24 protein-coding genes and 1 tRNA gene are annotated in these 23,983 nt (G+C 37.5%); 17 read left to right on the top strand and 8 right to left on the bottom strand.

The features are described from left to right. Positions 1-3: 3 nt before the first annotated feature. The 4 genes from ACLHDG_RS02275 to plsY form a co-directional block, all read right to left on the bottom strand. Positions 4-255, bottom strand: coding sequence for a YfhL family 4Fe-4S dicluster ferredoxin (locus ACLHDG_RS02275; protein WP_415407373.1), 252 nt, complete (start codon positions 253-255; stop codon positions 4-6). 182 nt (positions 256-437) lie between these two features. Beyond that, complete coding sequence (gene hsrA, locus ACLHDG_RS02280) at positions 438-1,112, bottom strand: homeostatic response regulator transcription factor HsrA (protein WP_415407374.1); 675 nt, start codon at positions 1,110-1,112, stop codon at positions 438-440. Between the two features lie 83 nt (positions 1,113-1,195). Then, a complete protein-coding gene (locus ACLHDG_RS02285) occupies positions 1,196-1,525 on the bottom strand; it encodes a dihydroneopterin aldolase (protein ID WP_415407375.1) in 330 nt (109 codons plus the stop codon). A 13-nt stretch (positions 1,526-1,538) separates the two neighbouring features. Further along, the gene (plsY, locus tag ACLHDG_RS02290; RefSeq protein ID WP_415407376.1) at positions 1,539-2,159 is read right to left on the bottom strand and encodes a glycerol-3-phosphate 1-O-acyltransferase PlsY; all 621 of its coding nucleotides are present in this window, start codon (positions 2,157-2,159) and stop codon (positions 1,539-1,541) included. 164 nt (positions 2,160-2,323) lie between these two features. Here plsY and nadA point away from each other — a divergent pair, with 164 nt between their 5' ends. From nadA to ACLHDG_RS02365, 15 genes are all read left to right on the top strand, one after another. Beyond that, complete coding sequence (gene nadA, locus ACLHDG_RS02295) at positions 2,324-3,319, top strand: quinolinate synthase NadA (protein ID WP_415407377.1); 996 nt, start codon at positions 2,324-2,326, stop codon at positions 3,317-3,319. Positions 3,320-3,323: 4 nt separating this feature from the next. Next, positions 3,324-4,151, top strand: a complete 828-nt coding sequence (nadC, locus tag ACLHDG_RS02300; protein WP_415407378.1) for a carboxylating nicotinate-nucleotide diphosphorylase — start codon at positions 3,324-3,326, stop codon at positions 4,149-4,151. Positions 4,152-4,198: 47 nt separating this feature from the next. Then, a complete protein-coding gene (locus ACLHDG_RS02305) occupies positions 4,199-5,158 on the top strand; it encodes a DHH family phosphoesterase (protein WP_415407379.1) in 960 nt (319 codons plus the stop codon). Then, entirely contained in the window at positions 5,158-6,543 is a 1,386-nt protein-coding gene (locus ACLHDG_RS02310; protein WP_415407380.1) for a M23 family metallopeptidase, read from the top strand. The genes ACLHDG_RS02305 and ACLHDG_RS02310 overlap by 1 nt, the downstream gene beginning before the upstream one ends. Positions 6,544-6,637: 94 nt before the next feature. Continuing rightward, the gene (lpxC, locus tag ACLHDG_RS02315) at positions 6,638-7,522 is read left to right on the top strand and encodes a UDP-3-O-acyl-N-acetylglucosamine deacetylase (protein WP_415407381.1); all 885 of its coding nucleotides are present in this window, start codon (positions 6,638-6,640) and stop codon (positions 7,520-7,522) included. Beyond that, positions 7,503-7,970 carry a hypothetical protein gene (locus ACLHDG_RS02320; protein WP_415407382.1) on the top strand — a complete coding sequence of 156 codons (468 nt, stop codon included), beginning with the start codon at positions 7,503-7,505 and terminating at the stop codon, positions 7,968-7,970. The genes lpxC and ACLHDG_RS02320 overlap by 20 nt, the downstream gene beginning before the upstream one ends. A 14-nt stretch (positions 7,971-7,984) precedes the next feature. Next, positions 7,985-8,869, top strand: coding sequence for a homoserine kinase (gene thrB, locus ACLHDG_RS02325; RefSeq protein ID WP_415407383.1), 885 nt, complete (start codon positions 7,985-7,987; stop codon positions 8,867-8,869). 60 nt (positions 8,870-8,929) lie between these two features. After that, on the top strand, positions 8,930-9,172 hold the full coding sequence (locus ACLHDG_RS02330; RefSeq protein WP_415407384.1) for a DUF448 domain-containing protein: 243 nt from the start codon (positions 8,930-8,932) through the stop codon (positions 9,170-9,172). After that, the gene (gene infB / locus ACLHDG_RS02335; RefSeq protein WP_415407385.1) at positions 9,165-11,903 is read left to right on the top strand and encodes a translation initiation factor IF-2; all 2,739 of its coding nucleotides are present in this window, start codon (positions 9,165-9,167) and stop codon (positions 11,901-11,903) included. Before ACLHDG_RS02330 ends, infB begins: the two co-directional genes overlap by 8 nt. Next, positions 11,900-12,283, top strand: a complete 384-nt coding sequence (gene rbfA / locus ACLHDG_RS02340) for a 30S ribosome-binding factor RbfA (protein WP_415407386.1) — start codon at positions 11,900-11,902, stop codon at positions 12,281-12,283. Before infB ends, rbfA begins: the two co-directional genes overlap by 4 nt. Next, positions 12,273-12,704, top strand: a complete 432-nt coding sequence (rimP, locus tag ACLHDG_RS02345) for a ribosome maturation factor RimP (protein ID WP_415407387.1) — start codon at positions 12,273-12,275, stop codon at positions 12,702-12,704. Before rbfA ends, rimP begins: the two co-directional genes overlap by 11 nt. A gap of 30 nt (positions 12,705-12,734) precedes the next feature. Continuing rightward, a complete protein-coding gene (gene ribD, locus ACLHDG_RS02350; RefSeq protein ID WP_415407388.1) occupies positions 12,735-13,727 on the top strand; it encodes a bifunctional diaminohydroxyphosphoribosylaminopyrimidine deaminase/5-amino-6-(5-phosphoribosylamino)uracil reductase RibD in 993 nt (330 codons plus the stop codon). Beyond that, the gene (ubiE, locus tag ACLHDG_RS02355) at positions 13,717-14,454 is read left to right on the top strand and encodes a bifunctional demethylmenaquinone methyltransferase/2-methoxy-6-polyprenyl-1,4-benzoquinol methylase UbiE (RefSeq protein WP_415407389.1); all 738 of its coding nucleotides are present in this window, start codon (positions 13,717-13,719) and stop codon (positions 14,452-14,454) included. Before ribD ends, ubiE begins: the two co-directional genes overlap by 11 nt. 87 nt (positions 14,455-14,541) lie before the next feature. Continuing rightward, positions 14,542-15,801: an exodeoxyribonuclease VII large subunit gene (gene xseA, locus ACLHDG_RS02360; RefSeq protein ID WP_415407390.1), complete on the top strand. Its 1,260-nt coding sequence runs from the start codon at positions 14,542-14,544 to the stop codon at positions 15,799-15,801. Positions 15,802-15,968: 167 nt separating this feature from the next. Beyond that, positions 15,969-17,771, top strand: coding sequence for an EAL domain-containing protein (locus ACLHDG_RS02365; RefSeq protein WP_415407391.1), 1,803 nt, complete (start codon positions 15,969-15,971; stop codon positions 17,769-17,771). A 155-nt stretch (positions 17,772-17,926) separates the two neighbouring features. Here the strand turns inward: ACLHDG_RS02365 and groL are convergent, their stop codons facing one another. Both groL and groES read right to left on the bottom strand, forming a co-directional pair. Next, positions 17,927-19,564: a chaperonin GroEL gene (gene groL, locus ACLHDG_RS02370; protein WP_415407392.1), complete on the bottom strand. Its 1,638-nt coding sequence runs from the start codon at positions 19,562-19,564 to the stop codon at positions 17,927-17,929. Positions 19,565-19,579: 15 nt separating this feature from the next. Continuing rightward, the gene (groES, locus tag ACLHDG_RS02375; protein WP_415407393.1) at positions 19,580-19,846 is read right to left on the bottom strand and encodes a co-chaperone GroES; all 267 of its coding nucleotides are present in this window, start codon (positions 19,844-19,846) and stop codon (positions 19,580-19,582) included. A 107-nt stretch (positions 19,847-19,953) separates the two neighbouring features. Here groES and ACLHDG_RS02380 point away from each other — a divergent pair. Next, positions 19,954-20,030: transfer RNA gene (locus ACLHDG_RS02380), tRNA-Met, on the top strand. 310 nt (positions 20,031-20,340) lie between these two features. Next, entirely contained in the window at positions 20,341-20,616 is a 276-nt protein-coding gene (locus ACLHDG_RS02385) for a hypothetical protein (protein WP_415407394.1), read from the top strand. 588 nt (positions 20,617-21,204) lie between these two features. On the opposite strand, the gene ACLHDG_RS02390 is transcribed toward ACLHDG_RS02385, so the two are convergent. Then, complete coding sequence (locus tag ACLHDG_RS02390; RefSeq protein ID WP_415407395.1) at positions 21,205-22,005, bottom strand: hypothetical protein; 801 nt, start codon at positions 22,003-22,005, stop codon at positions 21,205-21,207. Positions 22,006-22,108: 103 nt separating this feature from the next. Further along, positions 22,109-23,770 carry a sulfatase-like hydrolase/transferase gene (locus tag ACLHDG_RS02395; protein ID WP_415407396.1) on the bottom strand — a complete coding sequence of 554 codons (1,662 nt, stop codon included), beginning with the start codon at positions 23,768-23,770 and terminating at the stop codon, positions 22,109-22,111. Positions 23,771-23,983 lie beyond the last annotated feature (213 nt).

The following is a 23,983-nucleotide window of genomic DNA, read 5'->3' on the forward strand; positions in this document are numbered from 1 at the left end:
TTTCTACTCTTCCTCTTGAATTTTGTTGAATTTAAATTTTAGCTCTTCTATATTTTCAACATTGTCAGGGTCTGAGATAATGCAATCAACAGGACATACTGCAATACATTGAGGCTCATCAAAATGACCTACACACTCAGTACATCTATCTGAATCAATAAGATAAACCGGATCATTCTCTTCAATTGCCTCATTGGGACACTCTTCTCTACAAGCATCACAAGCTATACATTCATCAGTTATTAAAAGGGCCATTCTATCCTCTGTTGGAGCTATATTTAGTCTCTTAAATATGCTCTATATAAGTTATTTATACGAGTTATAACGGAACATTGCTTATGCTTTATTTAAAATAGAATAAAAAAATTTTTTCTTGGTTGTTTTTGAAGGAGCGGAAGCGTTTTTACGCTTCCTTTATGAGATATGAGTTAGATCAATTAAGATATTTTTTTAGGAAAACAGAATCTATAACCACGTCTTCTTACTGTCTCGATTGTTGTAATATCAAGTGGTTTATCCATTTTTTGACGAATTTGGTTAATGGCCACTTCAATGACATTTGGTGTAACAAGTTCAGGTTCTTCCCATATGGCATCAAGAAGCTGTTCTTTAGAGACAATTTGGTCTTTATGCATCGCGAGGTGAGTCAAGACTTCAAACGGTTTACCTTTGAGTTCTATCTCATTTCCCTGATAGATGATCTTTTCTTCTTCCGGGTTGATGATGAGATCTTCGATCTCTATGATATTGGAGGCACCGAAACGAAGTTTCGCTTCGATACGCACAAGTAAAATGTCATGATCAAGAGGTTTTCTGATAAAATCATCTGCACCGCCACGCAAAGCTTCAATCTCGCTCTCTTTGTCTTTACGCTCAGAAAGAACAATGACGGATGTCTTATGCGCATCCTTTTTTATATCAGCGATAAGACTTATGTTATTACCATCCATTTCTGCCCATCCAAACAGTACCAGATCGTAGTTTCTGATGTCAAGATAATATTTGGCATCACCAAGATTTTCTGCTACATCACATTGATAATTATTTTCTGTAAGTAACTGGGAAAGTGTTTTGCCTAGTCCAACTTCATCTTCTATGATTAATACTCTCATAAACTAACCTTTATCTTTAAGTTATATTTAATATTATAGCATAAAAATAGCGTTATTGAAAGTTTTTTTAAAATTTGAATAGGTTAAGAAAAATCCCAAAAATGACTTAATGAAACAGAGCATTGTGGTAAGATATCTGGTTTTGAAATCTTAAGTCTAAGTGTCTGAATGTGTGGGTATGTCGCACAAAGTAATGCCTTTATGCCAAGTAGAGCTTCCTCAAGAAGTTTATAGCGTTTTTCTTTGAGTTCTTTTTGTATCAAAAATACCATGTCTGCATAGTCGATAAAGTTTTTATCTCTATAGTCATATGAAGCTTCCAGATCAATGATGACACGCTGTGGTCTGTCTCGTTCAAAGTCAAGCAAACCGATGATAACATCAAAGGCAAGGGCTTCTATGTGTATAGTCATGGCAGTCTCCTGGTTATACTTTACCCTCTTCTTTCTTGAAGAGTCGTACGATATTTGGAATATGTTTATAAGTGATGATCAGTGCAATGACCCAGATAGGTGCATGGGAACCGATGCCAGGTACTTCGGGATAGAGTATATATGAAGCGATGAGAAATGCAATAAGTCCGATAAGTGAAGAGAGTGATGATATCTTCAAGCCTTTACCTGCACCCAACCATACTGCAATGGCAATCAGTGCAGGAATAGGCATCATGACAAGCAGTACACCAAAGCCTGTCGCAACTCCCTTTCCGCCTTCAAAAAACAGAAATGCCGAGAAACAGTGTCCAATAACAGCAAGTACAGCTATTGTCCACAATACACTTTCAGGAGCCCCTAACATTTTAGCTGCCAAGATAACTACGATACCTTTGATCGCATCCAAAAAGAGTGTTGCTGCACCCAGTTTTTTGGCAAGAGAAGGATCTTTTTCTTTTACCACACGCAGAACATTGGTCGCACCTATGTTTCCGCTTCCTTCATTTTTGATGTCTACTCCTGCAAACTGTTTGGCTAAAAGATATCCAAAAGGAATTCCTGCTATAAGATATGCTGCTAGATAGAGTATGATGTTTTGATTGAATAGTTCCATGATTTTTCCACAATTTAATTTTATGATGCAATTTTAACCGAATTTTGATAAAATATCTACAAAATTATACATAAAGAACTAAATTCTCGACGCTAGTCGTAGCTTTAGTGATATGAATTGAAGTGTGGCTTTGCTTGCACTGCAAGAAGAAGGATAATAATTAAATGAGTATTGATTACAAAACAGAAATAAACAGACTCAAAAAAGAACTTGATGTAACAGTGGTTGCACACTACTATCAGCGTGATGAAGTCTTTGAGATGGCAGATATTACCGGTGACAGTCTTGAGCTTGCACGTAAATGTAAAGCAGATAAAAACCCGTGGGTTGTTTTTTGCGGTGTTGGGTTTATGGGACAGAGTGTCAAAGTTATAGCTCCTGAGAAGCGTGTACTTATGCCTAAGATCGCCTGTTGTGCGATGGCACGTATGATAGATGGAAGTTATTTTGATGACTCTGTGGATTATATGGTAGAACGTGGTATCGCTAAAGAGAATATTTTACCTATCACCTACATCAATTCAGATGCGACAGTGAAGGCAAAAGTAGGTGAGATGGGGGGACTGGTCTGCACGTCATCCAATGCTTTTAAGATCATTGAAAAAGGGCTGGAGAGTGGCAAAAAGATCCTTTTTGTTCCAGATAGATGTTTAGGTCAGAACTTTGCCATACAGATGGGACTGAAGTCTTGTGTGATAGGTGTAGGTGAGTGTGATCCTAAAGAGGCAGATATCATCTGTTTTAACGGTTTTTGTTCTGTACACCAACTTTTTACATTAGACGATATAGAGTTTTATCGCAATAAATACCCTGGCATTAAAATAGCAGTACACCCGGAGTGTGATCCTAAAATAGTTGCAGCTGCAGATTTCTCCGGTTCAACATCACAGCTTATCAAGTATGTCAATGACCTTGACCCCGAAGAAAAAGTGGCTATCGGTACAGAGTATAACCTGGTAAACAGAATGAGACAAGGTAATACTTATGTGCTTTCTTCAACCAAACCGGAGTGTCCTACGATGAATGAAACGACGCTTGAAGATCTTTATCTTACACTTAAATCGATAGAAGATAACAAGCCTATTAATGAAATAGTTATTGATCCACATACAGTGAAATATGCGAACCTCGCACTTGAACGTATGTTGGCAATAAAGTAAACCTATGTTAAAAGAGACTTTTTTAAAAGCTTTAGTAGCTGAAGATGTAGGTAGAGGTGATCTTTTTTCCCGTATAAGCACAGGTAAGCCCATACGTGCATATATCATCGCTAAGAGTGATGGGGTTTTTGCAGGACGTGAGTATGTCGAAGCGTTGGCAGAGATGTATGACCTTTCTCTTATATGGGAAGTAAGAGATGGTGAATCATTCACAAAAGGGAAAAAACTGCTCTTTATCTCTGGTGATTCTAAAACCATTCTCTCTTTGGAACGTTCTATCCTAGATATGGTACTGCATGCAAGTTCTATAGCAACTTTGACAGCCCAGTATGTGGAAGCTATTAAAGAGACAGGTGTAAAACTCTTAGATACCCGAAAAACAAGACCACTGCTTCGTGAGTTTGAGAAGTATGCTGTACGTTGCGGTGGGGGGATAAACCACCGTATGGGACTTGATGATTGTTTGATGCTGAAAGATACGCATCTGCAAACCATTGATGATCTGGATGCTTTTATGAAAGAGGTACGCCAAAAGATACCATTTACTTCAAAAGTAGAGATCGAGTGTGAGAATTTAGAGATGGTTAAACGTGCGATGAAAGCAGGTGCCGATATCGTGATGTGTGATAATATGTCTTTAGACGAGACCAAAGAGGTTGTAGCCTTCAGAAATGAAAATTACTCGCATATCTTGCTAGAAGCCAGTGGTAATGTAACACTTGACACTATAGCATCTATAGCAAAAACCGGAGTAGATGCCATCAGTTCGGGCTCTGTGATACATCAGGCAAACTGGATCGACCTTTCCATGAAAGTAGAAAGTGGAAGGTAGAAAAGTAATAGAGTGTTAACACTATTAGTGTATAGTTGAGGATGACAATGACAACAACACTGTTTCCTTACGAGGAAGTAAAAATAAAAATACAAAGTGCAGAGTGCATTACCATACTTTCTCATCTTAACCCTGATGCGGATGCTATAGGTACAGCACTAGGTATATATACTTTGCTAAAAAAAGATAAAACAAAAAGAGTTGAAGTAGTGAATGGTTCAAAAGCCTTACCTCTTCATCTTGATTTTCTACCCGGTTTTGATAAAATAAAACATCAAATAGAGTATGCAAATAGTTTGATTATCTCTTGTGACTGTGGAAGTATAGATAGACTGGGATTTGATCTTGATGGTAGAGATATTATTAATATAGATCATCATCGAAGCAATACTCAGTATGGGAACATTAATGTTGTTATACCGGATCATGCATCTTCTTCACAGGTAGCATTTGCACTTTTCAAAAAGTTGTATATTATAGATGCAGATACAGCGGCCTGTTTTTATACGGCATTGCTTTCAGATACAAGATATTTTACGACAACATCTGTGAATAAAGAGGTGTTTGATGTAGCACATGCATTGGTTGATGCAGGTGCCAAGCCTGATGTGATAGCGTATAACTTTACACAAAGACGTCCTTTAAGCTCTTTGCGTATTTTAGAAAAAGCTTTAAACTCCTTGACGCTGCATGAGGAAGCAAAAGTAGCGGTATTGAGAGTGACAAAAGAAGATATTGAGGCCACAGGTGCTGCTGTACCGGATATGGAAGGTATTGTTGATTATGCAAGGTCTTTGGTGACTGTTAGAATAGCACTTTTTGCTATGGAGTTAGATGAAGGGATACGCATCTCTTTACGCAGCAAAAGTGTAGATCTAAGTCAAGTTGCCTCTGCTTTTGGCGGAGGTGGACATAAAGTGGCAGCAGGTTTCATCATGAAAGAAAGTGGATTACAAGAAAGTATAGATAGAATTCTAGAAAAGATAAAAGAATTAGGATTAGTATAATGAGAAGAAAAAGCAGTAGTAGAAAAGGTGGAAGCAAGATAGTAAGTGGGCTGTTATTATTAGGTTTACTTGCTGGAGCAGGGTATATCTATACTGCTCCTGAATTTGAGAGAGTGACCCCTGAAGTGCATAGCAGTGACAGTATGTTTTGGAATCGTAAAGACCCTCTCAAGATCAAATTGACAGATAATACAGGATTGGAAAATTTTGAACTTATTTTAAGTGATGGACAGAAAAGTCTTATTGTGGGACAAGGAAATTTTACAAGAGGTACAAAAGAACAAACACTGTTGGTTAAATATCCACAAAGCAAAACACTTGATCCAAAAGCGAAACGTTTAACATTGAAAGTATCTGTGAATGATAGCAGTATGTGGAACTTATTTGCAGGTAATAAAGTTGAAAAAATTATAAACATCAATGTGGATTATAAGCGACCTAATGTTAATGTACTTTCAAACTCATATAGCATTACACAAGGGGGAAGTGCGCTAGTTGTTTTTCAAGCAGAAGATGAAAACCTGGATACCATGTATATTGAAGCTGTTGGGAAAAAGTTTCAGGCACAACCGTATAAAAAAGAGGGCTATTATGCTGTACTTATAGCTTGGCCATTTACCGAAACAAGTTTTTCTGCAAAAATTATTGCTACTGATCTAGCAAAAAATAAACGTGTAAAAGATATCCCCTTTTATCTTAAAAAGCATAAATATAAGGTTTCATGGATTAGGGCAAAAGATAAATTTATCGATGGAAAAATTACAGATCTGGCTTCCAGTGATCCTGAGTATGCAGGTATAGATAATAAACTTGAAAAACTTAGAGCTATTAATGAAACTATGAGATTAAAGAATGAAGATCTTATTCATGCTTTAGGTGCTAAAATCTCAAATGACATGATAGACTCATGGAAGATGAAGAAATTCTATCCTCTTAAGAATGCTGCTAAAGTAGGAAGTCATGGTGATGAAAGACACTATTATTATGAGACTAAAGAGAATAAAGTATCTCATTCTTATCACGTAGGATTTGACTTGGCGAGTACAAAAATGGCAGTGATCAAGACATCAAATGCAGGTACTGTAGTCTATGCTAATGAAAATGGTATTTATGGGAATATGCCGATGATTGACCATGGTTTGGGGCTTTATACACTTTATGGACACTGTTCACAACTACTTGTAAAAGAAGGTGATGAGGTAAGTGCTGGACAAGCTATCGCGAAAACAGGGGTATCGGGACTCGCACTTGGAGATCACCTTCATTTTGGTGTGTTGGTACAAGGTATTGAAGTAAGACCTGTAGAGTGGTTTGACGGAAAGTGGATCAAGACCAATATAGATGATGTGTTTAAGACGGCAGATAAGATTATTGTTGGAAAGTAATTCACAAATAGTTCATAGGAAAATGTTAAACTTTTGCAATTATTTATATTTTATAGTATAATAACATGAAATTTTTAGAAAAGGAGAGAGCGTAATGCAACAACGAACCATCAAAAAACCTGTTGAAGTTATTGGTATAGGTCTGCATAAAGGTGAGCCTATTAAGCTTAGACTTGAGCCACTGTCAGCAGATGCAGGTATCATATTTTATCGTGAAGATCTAGCAATGAGCATACCCCTCTCTCCTAAAAGTGTTATTGATACACGTATGGCTACTGTGATAGGTAGTCAAAAAGGGTATATTTCGACTATCGAACATTTTCTTTCAGCACTTTATGCGTATGGTATAGATAACCTTCGTGTCATTGTTGATGGTAATGAAATGCCTATTATGGATGGCTCATCCATCTCCTTTTGCCTTTTGCTTGATGAAGCAGGTGTAGAAGAGTTAGATGCTCCTAAAAAGGTTATTCGTGTAAAAGAACCCGTTGAGGTACAGGATGGCGATAAATTTGTACGTCTTTTACCTCATGATAGTGCAAAATTTGACTTTAGGATCAAATTCGACCACCCTGTCATAGGTGAGCAGAGTGAAAGTTTTGATTTTTCTACGCATAACTTTATAGAAGAGATAGCCAGAGCAAGAACGTTTGGGTTTGCTAAAGATATCCAGTATTTACAAAGTCAAAATCTTGCACTTGGAGCAACACTGCAAAATGCTATAGGACTAGATGATCATAAAGTGTTGAATCCTGAAGGACTACGTTTTGACAATGAATTTGCAAGACACAAGATATTAGATGCCATGGGTGACATGATGGTCTCAGGACATAATATCTTGGCAAAGTATGAGTCATTTGCGGGGAGTCACAATCTCAACTATCAGCTCACTTCCAAGTTACTATCTGACAGTAAAAACTACGAACTTGTAGCAGTTGAAGAGTTACAAAGTAGAGCGTTTGCCAAGTCATTCGCATAAATATCAACTCCTTGTTATCTCTATCTCTTCACCTCTTCTTATAGGGGTTTATGAGGATGGGTTGCTCATTAACACAATGAGCAGTGATAAAAAAACCTCTGAAATCCTTTTACCTCTTTTGAATAAATGTATGGATGAATATGATATTTCTAATATTATCTATACGCGGGGACCTGGTTCTTATATGGCAATAAAACTCACTTATATTATGTTGAAAACTATAGAGATCACACGTGGGATACCCTGTTTTGGTTGTAGTGGTTTTGCCTTAAATGGAGGTCAACCTATCAAAGCAGTGGGCAACCTCTATTTTATCAAGGAAAAAGAGACTATAATTACAAAAAAATATGAACAGCCGGTAAATGCAAAGTTTACATTACCTCAGAGTATTCATGATCTTGAATTAGATGAAGAATCTACACCAGAGTATGTACTGCCAGCTGTCTAACGGAAGAAGCAACGATGTTTATAAGCGTACCGGCCACTTCGGCAAACTTAGGACCAGGATTTGATACCTTGGGTCTTGCAGTAGATCTAAGAAATGAAATTATTATCAAGCCTTCAAAATTTTTGAGTATTTCAACACATGGAGAGGGTGCAGATAATCCCAAGATCAAGAAAAACTCTCTATTTTTAAGTATTTTTAACGAAAATTATAAGCGACTCACAGATGGCAGACTGGATAACTTCAGGTTTGAATTTCATAATCGTATACCAATTTCAAGAGGACTTGGAAGTTCTTCTGCAGTGATCGTTGCAGCATTGAGTGGTGCTTATGCAGCATCAGGTACAAGGTATAATAAAAGAGAGATCCTTAACCAAGCACTTCGTTACGAGCATCATCCTGATAATATCACACCGGCTGTGATGGGTGGATTTAATGTTGCATGTGTTGAGGGAGACCGTGTTTACAGTAAAAAGAGACGTATGCCGGACTATTTAAGAGCAGTGGTAGTAGTTCCTAATCGTACCATTTCTACAGCAAGGTCACGCACAGTGCTGCCTAAGATGTATAGAAAAGAAGAGATGGTTTATTCACTTTCAAGAGCAGCGTATATGACAGCACTTTTCATGAGTGAGTCTTGGGATCTGCTGCGTATTGCCTCTAAAGATAAGCTACATCAGGCAAGACGTATGAAAATGATGCCGGAACTTTTTGATGTACAAAAAGTTGCACTGAAGCATGGTGCTCTGATGAGTACACTTTCAGGTTCAGGTTCTACATTTTTCAATCTTGCTTATGATAAAGATGCAGATAAAATCGCACAAGCTTTACAAGCACGTTTCCCGCACTTTAGAGTTTTTACACTCTCTCTAGACAATAATGGAGTCAGTACCAAAAATTAGGTTGAAAGCTCAATCTAAACATGATAGTTTGGGTTAATCTTTTTTTAGGTATAATACGCGATGAAAAAATCACAGCCTGTACGAATGTGCATCGCCTGCCGTAGTAGATATCCTCAAAATACTTTGATACGATTAAAACTAGAGGGTAAAGATGTAGTAGCATTTGATGGTAGAGGAAGAAGTTTTTACCTTTGTGATATTTGCAGTACAAATGAAAAAAAAATCAAAGGCTTAACGAAACGTTTCAAACAAGATGAAGAACGATTTGTTAAGCTTTTAAAGGAGTTAATGAAGAATGGATAAAGTTAAAATCCAAGAAATAGCAGATGAAGCGGGATTGTCAAACGGGGATCTGCTAGACAAAGCCAAAGAATTAGGTTTTGATGTAAAAGCAGCCAACAGTACTATCAGCATGGAAAATGCCGGGATTCTCGTAGATTATGCGATTAGCGGAACATTGCCAAAAGGTTTCAAGAAGCCAGGTAGTAAATCCAAGATCACTGTAGTCAAGAAAAAAGTAGAAGCAGCAGTAGAAGAAAAAGTAGTTGAAGAGGTTGCTGAAGCTGTACCTTCTGAAGAAGTTGTTACTGAAGAAACTGTTACTGAAGAAGTTGTTACTGAAGAAACTGTTGCCGAAGAAGTTATTGCTGAAGAAGTAACTGAATCTACAGAAGCAGTATCAGAAAAAACAGTTGAAACTGTGGTAGAAGAGATTGCTACAGAAGAGACAGTTGTGGAAGAAAAGCCTGTAGTAAAAGAGGTAAAAAAACGTAAAGGTATCTCTGTTGTAAGTAAAAAAACAGAACCTGAAATTGTACCTGCAACTACAGAAGAGGGTGAAGAGAAACCAAAAAGAAGGGTTCTTTCCCGTACTGGTATCAAAATCGTTAGAAAAGCAAAGCCAGCTCCTGTAAGAGCAGGAACTAGAATTTCTATGGGTGATCAAACACCATATGTGGCTAAAAAGAAACCAAAGAAAATAGCAGAAGCTAGAGAAAGTGGTGAAAAACTTGACATATTGAGCCATAGCAGTATGGGTGGTGAGATAAGTTCTGGTTTTGGTGAAGAAGAAGTTGTACTTTTGGACTTTTCAGATAAAAACATTTATGAAGAGATGATGAGACAAGAGCAGAAACGTAAAGAAGAGATGAAAAAAAGAGAAGCAGCGAATGGTGGGCCTGTAAAAGGTAGACAACCATTCCGACCTCAACAGAGACGTTCTCTTAAGCGTGGCGGTAAACGTAAGAAGTATGTGAAAGAAGAGAACACAGAGGTGGTTACTTCTGTAGAGATCCCTGAAAATGTAAGAGTTTATGAGTTTGCTGAAAAAGTAAACCGTTCTATAGGTGAAGTTGTCGGTGTACTCTTTGCACTTGGCATGATGGTAACTAAAAATGACTTTTTAAATAAAGATGAAATAGAAATATTGGCTGAAGAGTTTGAAGTTGAAGTGACTACAGTTAATCCACTGGATGAATTGGATTATGCAGATGCTTATGATGCAGTGGAAGATGAAAGTACAGAAGAAAGACCACCTGTAATTACCATTATGGGTCATGTTGATCATGGTAAAACATCACTTCTTGACAAAATACGTTCAGCAAAAGTGGCAGATAAAGAAGCCGGTGGGATTACGCAACATGTTGGTGCATATCAGGTAGAAAAGAACGGTAAAAAAATTACTTTTGTTGATACTCCAGGTCACGAGGCATTTACTGCTATGCGAGCGAGGGGTGCTCAGGCAACGGATATTGTTATTATTGTTGTAGCAGCAGATGATGGTGTAATGCCTCAAACTAAAGAAGCCATAGCTCACACTAAAGCAGCAGGTGTTCCTATGATCATTGCAGTGAACAAAATGGATAAAGAGGGTGCAAATCCAGATAACGTTAAAGCACAGCTTGCTGAGATAGATGTTATGGCTACTGACTGGGGTGGAGAGTATGAGTTTGTTCCTGTCTCTGCACACTCAGGATTGGGTATAGATGACTTACTTGAAACTATCCTGCTTCAAGCAGAGCTTATGGAACTTAGGGCAGATACAGATAGAAAAGCTAAAGCAGTTGTTGTTGAAGCATCACTTGAAAAAGGTTTTGGACCAGTAGCAAATGTGATCATCCAAAACGGAACGCTTCATGTAGGTGACAATGTCATTGTAGGTAAAACATATGGTCGTATCAAAGCGATCAAGGTAGACGATGGAACTTCTGTGAAAGAGATAGGACCAAGTACACCGGCAGCTATTGTTGGACTTAATGAAGTACCGGGGGCTGGTGAAGAGCTTGTCGTTATGGATACAGACAAAGAAGTACGTGAATTGGCTGATAAGAGAGCTGAATATGATAGAGCAAAACAACTCTCTCGTAGTACAAAAGCAACACTTGATGATCTCTCTGCACTTATTGCAGAGGGACAACTCAAATCACTTCCTGTTATTATCAAAGCAGATGTGCAAGGTTCTCTTGAAGCTATCAAAGGCAGTTTAGAGAAACTTAGAAATGAAGAAGTGAAAGTAAATATCATCCACGAAGGTGTTGGTGGGGTAACAGAGAGTGACCTTACACTTGCAGATGCATCTGAGCATGCAGTGGTACTTGGATTTAACGTTCGTCCTACCGGTGCAGTGAAGAAGAAATCTAAAGAGTTGGGTATTGAGATACGTTCGTACTCTATCATTTATGATCTTCTTGATGATGTAAAAGCATTACTTGGCGGTATGATGAGTCCAGTGATCACTGAAGAGGTAACAGGACAGGCCGATGTACGTGAGACATTTGTAGTTGGTAAAGTAGGAACAATTGCCGGTTGTAAAGTAAGTGACGGTTCTATCACAAGAAACTCTAAAGCTAGACTTATCCGTGATGGTGTTGTGGTTTATGAAAGTACTATTTCATCTCTTAAACGTTTCAACGAAGATGCTAAAGAAGTGAAAAATGGTTATGAGTGTGGTATCATGCTTGAAAACTTTAATGATATTAAAGAGGGTGATGTGATCGAGACCTTTAAAGATGTTGAGGAACAAGTAAGTCTATGACCCACGAAGAGATTAAACGTCACAGAGTAGAGTCTGTACTTAAAGAGATCATTCCTGAGGCACTTGGTACGTTGGATGATGAACGTATCAATGGACTTACTGTGACGGATGTTGTTTGTTCCAAAGGTAGATCTGATGCAAAGGTATATCTCGACACCTCTTTTTTAAGTGAAAAAGAGCAAGGCGAAGCACTTAAACAGCTAAGAACAGTTACCGGATACATACAAAATCATTGTAAACAAAGTGAAGGTTGGTTTAAAGCACCACGTTTTACATTTGAGTTTGACCATCAGTTAGAAAAGGTAAGTCGTATAGAAGACCTTTTTAAACAAATTGAAGGCCGTAAGAGTAAAAAAGAGGATGATCAGGATGAATCTTGAAACACAAATAGCTAAAATTGTTGAAGCCAACGGTGCAGCCTTGTATGATACAGAAGTAGTAACTGAGTTTGATGAAACTATCTTTCGTGTATTGGTAACTAAAGTAGGTGGAGTAAGTCTTGATCTGTGTGCAACGATCTCACATGAACTTTCACCTTTCCTTGATGTGCATCCCCCTATGAGCGAAAGATACCGTTTAGAGATATCGTCCCCTGGGATAGAGAGAAAACTTACAAAGCCTGTACACTTTAAAAATGCTATTGGTGAAAAAGTGAAACTTAAAATCACTGGTGAAGATAAACTCAAAGGTATACTTAAAAGTGCAGATAATGATGGTATTGTTGTTGAAACGAAACAAGGTGAAGAGTCATTTTCTTATAGTCAACTAGGTACTGCAAAAACATATTTTGACTGGAACTAAATTTAGTTTTTAAATAAAGGAGAAGTTGCTATGAAAAATGAATTTTGCATGCAACTTGCCCTTAATAAGGCTTGGGAATACCAAGGCTTAACCTATCCAAATCCTGCAGTAGGTGCAGTAGTGACTTTAAATGGTAAGATCTTAGCCATAGAAGCACATCAAAAAGCAGGTACTTCACATGCTGAAGTATTGGCACTGCTCAAAGCGTATGAATCACTTTCACAAACAACTATCAACTTCGATATGTTTGATGCAAAAAAAGCACATCAATTTCTTTTAACCCTCCCCCCAAGATTTTTTAGTGAATGTACGATCTATGTGACACTTGAACCCTGTTCCCACGAAGGAAAAACCCCCTCTTGTGCTTCACTTTTACAATCACTGAATCTCTCAAAAGTTGTTATAGGTATTAAAGACCCTATTGAGGGGCATGATGAGGGTATAAAGAAGTTGGAAAATGCAAGTATAGGTCTATTAGAAGAGGAATGTAAAGCCTTGCTTGAGCCTTTTATGATATGGCAAAAGAGAGCTTTTGTACTTTTTAAACTTGCGCAGACTTCTAATGGCCGTATAGGAGGAGGGTACCTTAGCTCAAAAGCTTCTTTGACACATGTGCATGAACTCAGAGAAGTATGTGATAGACTACTTATAGGTGGAAATACTGTAAGAGAAGATAGACCGACGTTAGACTGTAGATTTACAGAAGGGAAGGCTCCTCATGTAATGATATATTCAAAACAGGATAATTTTGATAGAACTATACCACTGTTTTCTATAAAAAACAGAGAAGTAAATATAGGTGATGAGCTGGAATTTTTATCTAAACCTTCATTTGTTATGGTAGAGGGTGGAGAGGGAATGATGAATGCATTAAGGGATAAGATAGACTGGATGCTTATTTATCAAACGCCTAAGCTCTCTACTAACAATTTAACCTATAATATTACAATGAATTTACAGTTTCTACATCTTGTAAAAAAAGATGTAGATTTAATGATATGGAGCAGACAAATTGGGCATTGAAAAACTCACAGATAAACAAGAAAAACAAGATAAAATTGTACATATGTTTGATGATATTGCATCAACTTATGATTTAGCTAATAGAGTATTGAGTATGGGGATTGATATCCAGTGGCGTAAAAAAGGTTGTGATAAGGCATTTGAGATATTAGATCAAAAAGAGTTAACTCAAATAACTGATGTGGCAACAGGTACAGGAGATTTGCTTATTTACTGGAAAGAGCAAGCCCAGAAAAACGGTGTAGCTGTTGATAAGTATGTTGGAATTGATCCATCTGTAGGTATGCTTGAAGTAGCTAAAAAGAAAGTAGATTTTGCTGAGTTTATAGAGGGTAAAGCACAAGAACTACCTATTGCTGATGAGAGTACTGATGTTATTTCTATAAGTTATGGTATCCGTAATGTGGTAGATAGAGTAGAAGCATTAGAAGAATTCTACCGTGTATTAAAGCCCAATGGTATTGTAATGATTTTAGAATTTACAAAACAAGAGAGAAGTGGTATGATAGATAAGGTAGTGGACTTTGGTATGAAAAAAGTTTTACCTAAAATAGGTGGGTTTATCTCTAAAAACTATGAAGCTTATAAATATCTTCCAGAATCAATTGAAGAGTTCTTAACCACTGAAATGTTAGCCCAAGAGTTAGAAGAAGCAGGATTTGAGATGAAGTATACCAAATCTTTCTCTATGGGAATCTCAACACTTTTGGTTGCACAGAAGAAATAATGTAGGGTGTTGTCCCCCCCCCCCGACAACACCACAAATAAAATGATTTATTGGTGTTGTGAGGGCACAACATCCTACGGAGGTTTCATGTCACAAATGATGAGTGTAAGCTCGTTAAATACCAAAATAAAATCACTTCTGGAAGCTACTTTTATGCATATCCTTGTTGAGGGTGAAGTGGCTTCTGTAACCTATCATACTTCAGGACATGTCTACTTTTCTGTTAAAGATAAAGAGAGTGCCATTAAATGTGTGATGTTCCGTTCTAATGCAAACAAACTGAAATTTCGTATCGAAAAAGGGATGCATATTGTCATAGAAGGCTCTGTAGGAGTTTATACCCCTAGAGGAGAGTATCAGTTTTATGCTGTGCATGTTGAGCCTTATGGTAAAGGTGCTTTAGCCCTAGCCTATGAACAATTGAAAGAACGACTCAAAGCCAAAGGCTATTTTGATGCACATCGAAAAAAAGCCATCCCAAAACATATTAAAAAAATTGCATTAGTGACAGCCAAAGAGAGTGCTGCTCTTTATGATATGCTTAAGATCATAGAGAAGCGTTGGGCATTGGTAGAAGTTACTATCATCGATACTTTGGTACAAGGTGAACAGGCATCTTTACAGATAGCAAGAAGCTTGAAGTATGCAGACAGTTTAGGTGTAGATGTAGTAGTAGTAGGTCGGGGTGGAGGAAGCACTGAGGATCTATGGTGTTTTAATGAAGAGACTGTTGCAGATGCGCTATTTGAAATGCAAACACCAGTAGTTAGTGCAGTAGGACATGAAGTCGATGTCATGATAAGTGACTTCGTAGCAGACTTACGTGCTCCAACACCCAGTGCAGCTATAGAGATGATACTCCCTGATAGTCAAGAGATACTTTATACACTAGGAGAATATAGCGAACGTTTTAAACATAGCATACAGCAAAAACTGTATCTGTCTATGCGAGAGTTAAAGCATGTAGAAGAGATACTTTTGAGGTCTTCTCCTTCACGTCAACTTAAAGAGGCACAAATAGAGTTTAAACGGCTTGAAGAGGGGTTTGGACGGGTCATACAGTACAAAATAGAGCGTTTCTCTTCACATCTGCCTGAAATTCAAAAAAGTTTTACTCAAAATATATATTTTGTGTTACAACAAAAAGAGCAACATTTAGAGTATTTTATGAAAAAAATGGAGATGAGTGATCCTCAACTACAATGCCGTAAAGGATGGGCACAAGTTTCACAGGCTGGTCAGCCTATTGAACTTGATATTTTGGAAGTGGATCAAAAGTTTGTACTTGAAGATGCCTCTGTGAAAATTGAAGCTGTATGTTTGAGTAAAAAAGTATATTCTTCATAGAAGAGTTCTTAGAAGAATATCTTGGTGCTTAAGTATAAAATAGATAGTATATAATCTAAGAGCTAAATATCAAACTATTTGTGAAGATAGTATAGAAAATCAGGGGCTTACCTAAAATAATTAAGATAGCCCAATTATCACAAATCCAATCATTACAAGGTGCCTGTATGGAGTTTTCATTAGATATAAATAATTTGCTTACATTTGAAAATTTATTTGTATTGATAGGATTGATAATCCTTCTTGCCCCCATTTATATATATTCTCTTCGTACAGAAAAAAAGAAATTACAGGAAATGATTGAGAGTAAAGTAAAAGTACTTCAAAAAGCATTTGATATTTCAGAAGAGGCCATTTTAATACTTTCGGATAAACAAGAAGTAATTTATGCAAATAAAACAATGATAAAACTTTTTAAACTTGGAGAGGATTTTATGCAAAGTCCTCTCCAAATAATACCAAAAATAGAGGTAAAAAAAAGTTGGATAGCATTAGATGAATTGATAAAAAAACGGGAAAAATCATCTCAAAAAAAGATACCCTTGTTCTTCCAGACAAAACTATTGATCAGTGATAGAGATGTGATACCTGTCAATCTCTATATTGATAGCTCTACCATTGATGATGAATATAAAATATGGTGGAATATTATTTCAATCCATAATTTAAGTAAAGAGAAGGAAAGCGCATCTGCAGCATACCGACATAAACTTACTGATTTGTCAAATCAGTCTCAAGCACTTATAGATCTAAACGCTCTTTATTCTAAAGTACACTTAGACAATAAAAAGCTCGCACTAGTACTGATAAATATAGATAATTTCTCTCAATTACGAGCTATTATTGGTTATGAACAAGCCAATGTAATACTTATAAAGTTTGCAAAATACTTAGAACAACTGGCAAAAAAATCATCTTTCTATGTGTATCATACCTTTCATAATGACTTTTTACTCAGTGTTCCTGCGGTAGAGTCATCTGATGAAATTATAATGTTATGTAACCAACTTCAAGAACAGCTTGTATCATTTTATAAAATGGAAGATGTAAGGTTGCATTTAACTGCATCCATAGGCATAAGTATTTATCCGGAAAGCGGTCCTACACTGAATCTTTTTGATAATGCATATAAAGCTTTAGCACAAGCTCAAAAGAGTGGACATGGACGCATAAGTATATATAAAGCTGATGTATTGAAACATGGATATGACGAACTGATACTCTATAATGAGATGCATGAAGCACTGGAAAAAAATGAATTTGAACTTCATTACCAACCGATCATAGAGGTGAAAAACAAAGAGATAGTTGCAGCCGAAGCACTCATACGATGGCGTCATCCAAAATATGGGTTAATACCGCCAGATGTTTTTATTCCTATGATGGAGAAAACAGGTTTTATCGTTGAAATAGGAAGATATGTTCTTGAAGAAGTAATTAAACAGCAAAAACGTTGGGAACTTTTTAAATTTAAACAAATTGAAGTATCCATCAATATGTCATTGTTAGAGATCGAGACAGAAGGTTTTATTGAAAATGTGACCAAACAGTTGGTAGACCATCAAATCAATCCTGAACTCATTAAATTTGAGATCACCGAAGGTTCTGCAATGAGCAACGAAGGACAAGTAGATACACAACTCCTGGAATTAAAAAACTTAGGTGTGGCTATTGCTCTTGATGATTTTGGAACAGGATATACCTCTTTTGATTATTTAAAAAAATTCCCAGCTGATGTTTTAAAGATAGATAAAACATTAGTAGATTATATTTTAGTAAATCAAGAAGATCAAAGAATTGTAAAAGCAATGATAGAACTGGGACATAATCTAGGAATGAAAATTGTAGTTGAAGGAATTGAAAATGAAAGAATGGTTAAAATGATCGCCTCATACGGATGTGATTATATGCAAGGATATTATTTTTCAAAACCAGTTCCAGTATTTGAGTTTCAAAAATTATTGAGATAGTTTTTTGATGAAAACTGCTTAATAGGTAAAAGTTTTTAGGAAATGTTTAAGTAGTAAAATCTCCCTAAATCTCCCTAAATATAGGAGTTCAAGGGCTATTTGGTGAGGACTTATACCCGTAAGGGTAATATCCTCGATGTTTGCCTGTCAGGAACTTACATCATACCCGGCATTCCACCCATACCACTCATGTCTGGCATTGCAGGAGCAGCAGTTGGTGCTTCTTTGATGTCTGAAACAGTTGCTTCAGTAGTAAGAAGTAGACTTGAAACTGATGTAGCATTTTGAAGTGCTACACGTGCTACTTTAAGTGGATCGATGATACCTGCTTCGATCATATCTACATATTCACCTGTTGCTGCATTGAAACCAAGATTTGCTTCACTGCTGTGAGCAATTTTATCAGCAACCACACCAGCATCAAAACCGGCATTTTGTGCAATTTGCTTCATAGGAGCAAACACAGCTCTGAGGATGATTTGTGCACCAACTTCTTCATCACCAGAAAGATCAATCTTTACTGCTTGGCTTGCTTTAATAAGTGCAGCACCACCACCGATAACGATACCTTCATCCACCGCAGCTTTAGTAGCAGAAAGAGCATCATCTACTCTATCTTTTTTCTCTTTCATTTCAGTTTCTGTTGCAGCACCTACTTTGATAACTGCAACACCGCCAGAAAGTTTTGCAAGTCTCTCTTGGAGTTTTTCTTTATCATATTCACTCGTTGTAGTCTCCGTTTGTGTTCTGATCTCTCCTACTCTTGCTTTCACTGCTTCTGGATCACCTTTCCCATCTACGATAACAGTGTTGTCTTTGTCTATTACCACTCTTGTTGCCTGACCAAGGTCAGCAAGTGTTGCTTTTTCAAGTGAAAGTCCAAGCTCTTCAGTAACAAGTGTTGCACCTGTAAGGATAGCGATATCTTTAAGCATCTCTTTTTTTCTGTCTCCAAAACCTGGTGCTTTGACTGCTGCAATGTTAAGTACACCTTTAAGTCTGTTCAGTACCAATGTTGCCAATGCTTCACCCTCTAAGTCATCAGAGATGATAAGAAGTGGTCTTCCGCTTTGTTGTATCTGCTCAAGTACAGGTACCAAATCTTTAAGAGAAGTGATTTTTGCATCTGTAATAAGAAGCAGTGGGCTTTCCATCTCACAGGTCATTTTTTCTGTATTGGTTACGAAGTATGGTGAAAGGTATCCTCTGTCAAATTGCATACCTTCTACCACTTCAAGGTCATCATTGATTCCTTTAGCTTCTTCAACAGTGATAACACCATCTTTGCCCACTTTTTCCATCGCTTCAGCGATAAGGTTACCGATTGCTTCATCAGAGTTTGCAGAGATGGTTGCTACTTGTGCTATCTCTTTTTTGTCTTTAACCTCTTTAGAGATCTTTTGAAGTTCTTCGATAATGGCATTCGAAGCCTTATCCATTCCTCTTTTAACTTCAATAGGATTTGCACCGGCAGTGATGTTTCTAAGCCCTTCTTTGAAGATAGAGTGTGCAAGTACTGTTGCTGTAGTTGTACCATCTCCAGCTTCATCCGCTGTATTGCTTGCTACTTCTTTTACAAGTTGTGCACCCATGTTCTCTAAACTGTCAACAAGTTCTATCTCTCTGGCAACACTCACACCATCTTTTGTAATGTGCGGTGCACCAAAACTTTTTTGTATGAGTACATTACGACCTCTGGGTCCCATAGTAACTTTTACTGCATCAGCCAATTTAGTTACACCTTCATATAGACCACTTCTTGCTTTGTCTGAAAAAAATATTTCTTTTGCCATTTTAAAAATCCTTTATTATTTTATTAGACCAAGCACTTCTTTGCTTAGTAAGATAAGGTACTCAGACCCTTCAATTGTGATCTCCATACCTGAAAAATTAGCAAATACTACAGTATCGCCTTCACTGATACCATCTTCTTTTGCATCAACACCTACTGCGATGACTTTTCCTTGTAAAGGTTTCTCTTTTGCTGTATCAGGAATGATGATCCCCGACGCTGTTGTATTTGACTGTTCTTCTCTTTGTACAAGAACTCTGTTTGCTAATGGTACAAATGCCATGATAATTTCCTTATAATTATTAATTTAATCGTATTTTAACCAATTTACCTAAAATACTATTGACAACTAAGCATCATTTAGCTAAAATTCCGTCTCTTCACAATAGTGGTAAGGTAGCTCAGCTGGTTAGAGCGCTGGTCTCATAAGCCGGAGGTCGAGGGTTCGAGTCCCTCTCTTACTACCACTTAATTTATGAACAATCCCTTTATTTATTTACTTCCTGAAGATTATATCAAAATAATTTTACATACTAATTTTTTCGCCTTTTGAGTCGGAGGTCTAAATTTTTGTCCCGAATTTGTCCCGATTTTTGCCCCACGTTTGTCCCCAAAATTTTCATTAAATCTTATTTGTAATGCGTACATGGAATTTTGTAGAATTCTATAGAAAAAAATATTATTAAAGCATCTCTTGTTTAGTGTTTAACGTCCACTCTGTATAGTAAGTAAAAAAATATTATAGTATGATATATATCGCAATAAAAGGGATAAGAAATGAAAAAACAATTTCTTGTGACATGTAGTGTACTTCTGCTCAGTGCTTGTACCTCTTCAACTATAAGCCATAACGATTACAGACATCAAGGTATCAATTTTGGTTCTGATAGAGATGCAGATTTTAGAAAGGGTGTACGGGATGCCTGCCGAACAATTGGTTGTGACTATACCAAAGACCACAATAGACTTAAGAATAGTGAAAGTTACCGTCTTGGCTGGGAAGAGGGTCAATTAAAGTGTAAGGGTAAAGGAAATCAAACACAAGGATTTTGAAATGCTAACTTTTACCGTTGAAAAATCTGGAATACTTTTTGTAAAACCCGTAACCCGTTGAACCCACAAAATTTAAAACTACGGGGCTAACGGGTTACGGGCTTTTGTGAAAGTTTTTCGCAAAGAATTTTAGTTGGGTGTGAAGGGTGTGAGTTTTTCAAAAAAAAATTCAAATCAAAAAATTTCTCTCATAATATACTGTATCAAGATCGAAATAACTCAATTCTTATATTGGTTTACCTATTCTGTTGCTACGTTTTATGCATCAAGAACGGCTAAATAAACAGGATAAACATCTTTAGTATATCCTTCATAGAATCAAATTTTGGAGGCTTAAAATGGCTTCTAGTAATTAAACTTCAATACCTTATAAAATGTACTATATAGGCATGTTTTATAAGGTTATATGTTTTTACTTTCTTGAAAAGGCTTAAAAGGTATCGCTACAGCGATAAACGTTATAAAATATGTTAGATTATAAGATTTTGTTAGAGTTATATACAAAATCATTTTTCAAAGAATCATCTGTATTGATAAGATGAAAACCAGTGTAGTTTTCATCTTATCGGAATTACAAATCTCTGCACCTTACCAATGAATATTCAATCCAAGTACTGGTCCTTGCAGTGTGGCATCATAAGCATAGGTATTTAACCCACGTTCACCATTATCATAATCATAGTCCATTACTTTATACCCAATAAATGCAGATCCCCACTCATTAAATCGGTAATCTGCTATCATAGAGGCGTTCCAAACCAAATCTGAACCCCCAGCCCCAATATCAGCACGACTGAGCAGCGACCACTTGTCGGTGATTTTATAAATATTGCGCAGTCCAACAAAAAAATCGGTCCAATCTTCAGATACATTTAGTGGAGTAAGCACAGGTAGTGTCGGAAGTGCAGGGGTAACGGTAACTTTCACTTTCTGTTTAGTATAGCGAAGTCCCCCGATTCCTTGCCATTGGCTACGCTCACTCCGACTGAAAGTATATGCACCTCCGAGTTCAAACATATAGTTCTTGAAATCAACACCCATCGAACCGCCTAAAGGAAGATCCGCAGAGGGTTCCAGCTTCACATATTGATATTCAGTAAAGAGAGTCCAGTCTCCCTTATTGGCTTCGAAGTGAAAAGTAAAGGCTATGTCCAGATTTTCTAAAGCATCGCTAAAAGGTACATCAAGCGGTACAGACACTGGTCCGATAGTATTCGCACCATCAGTGTCCATAGCCCATAAAAACAACGGTGCAAAGTGGAAGTTCCACCCCTCTATACTTTCTACTACCTTAGGTTCTGCTACAGGCTCAAGATTGATATCTCCTCCTGCAACCCCTATACTACTAAAAGTAATCGCTGAAAGAAACAATAATACTGTCTTTTTCATATTTATACCTCCATATAAATTTTTCTATTTACTTAGTATAGCTATTGTTTATAGAAAATTTCTTAACAATAAACCAAAATTATTCATAACACTTTTTCTTATTTTAGTGCGGTTTTTTGACCATCTCCGATAGATCATAAGAGATATCCAGAACCCCATTGTCCTTCTGATACTGTTCCCACTGAGCAACCATCTTTTTTAGTTTGTCTGGATATTGCTTGTCCAGATTCTTCATCTCTGCAGGGTCTTGGGTTAAGTTGAACAATTCCCATTCTCCTGTTCCAGCTGGTTTTGGCATCCTTAGAATTTTCCATGGGCCGTCAAAAAAGGCTTTCAGCCCAAAGAGTTCATATCCAACCTGACTGGTTTTTGGATCAGGAGTACTGACTTTCCCCTCAAACAATGCCAGCATAGAACTACCCTGGATAGGGTACACTTGGTGGCCATTGAACTTTTGAGGAGGTGTGACATTAGCTATATCAAGTATCGTCGGCATGATGTCGCGCACATGCATAAAAGAATGGTTCATGTTTCCGGCATTATCCATTTTCCCAGGAAGTTTAACCAAAAGCGGTGAGCGGATACCACCTTCAGAAGGGAACCCCTTGTATAGACGACTTGGCGTCATGCTGGCCTGTGCCCACCCTGGTCCCATGTCAATGAAAGAGTTAGGCATTCCACGGTTCTCGAGACTGTTATCAAATGAGTTTAGGAATTTATCGGTCTGCCCGGGATAGGCTGTAGGAGCTGCACCATTGGCACCATTATCAGAAAAGAAGAGGATCATCGTGTTATCGTATTCATCAATCTCTTTGAGGTAGTCGAGTACACGCTTTATCTGCTCATCCATATAATCGACCATGGCAGCATATACCTCCATATTACGTGCAGCAAGGGCTCTCTCTTCTTTGGACATATCTTTCCAAGCCTTTACAGAGGGTAAACGCGGAAACGTTTGTGTATCTTTATGCACAATACCCAAATCTTTCATCGCTTGTAGCCTTTGTTGACGTAAGACATCCCAGCCTTTATTGTACACCCCTTTATATCTTGCAATATACTCCTTGGGTGCATGAAGAGGATCATGTGGTGCGGTAAAAGATAGATAAACAAAAAATGGCTTGTTTTCTTTGCGGTCACGCTTGAGCCATTCGAGTATCCTGTCAGTATAGTATTGGGTTGAATAGAAATCAGCCGGTAATGAATTGACAACTTTTCCATTTCTTCGGTACACCATGGTTTGTGGTGGAGAGAGCGGTTTTCTGTCACTCCAGTGACTTCCGCCACCCGGTATCAATGCAAATGTCTCGTCAAAGCCCCGGGCATGTGGGCTGGTTTCCACTGCATTTCCAAGGTGCCATTTACCGGCCATGTAAGTACGGTATCCGCCGCTTTTTAGTACCTCCGGAAGGGCAGCAACCTCAAAATTCAAATAGCCGAGATAACCGGGATGACCATGCATCTCAGCTGTCCTTATTTCCTCCATTGTTCCCATACCGGCTCGGTGATTGTCAGTCCCGGACAACAGCACTGATCGTGTCGGGGAACAGGTCGGCAGAACATGGTAACCGGTCATTTGGATGCCCTCTTTTGCCAGTTGATCAAGGGTTGGGGTTTTGATCTCACCCCCAAAAGAACCAATATCTGAATACCCCATATCATCAGCAACGACGAGAAGTACATTTGGCTGTTTAGTGTAGGCTGTTGTAGAAAATACGATAATAGCAAGGGTTATGACTGTCAATTTGATGGTAGCGTTCTTCATGTGTATATCCTTTGACTTTATCTTTTAATATAAACGTGTGGATCAGCTTGTATGTGATACTGACTTACATAAGTCTTCTACTAATAGTATACTATAAAATCATAGAATTGTATAAAAAAAATGAATGCCTAAAAATCCATTCAAATTATACGATATAGATACTTGTAGTGATTGCTAATAAATTATTGAGACAACCATCTACTGTTTTTAAAA

This window comes from Sulfurovum iocasae (assembly GCF_047716765.1).
Lineage (GTDB): Bacteria > Campylobacterota > Campylobacteria > Campylobacterales > Sulfurovaceae > Sulfurovum.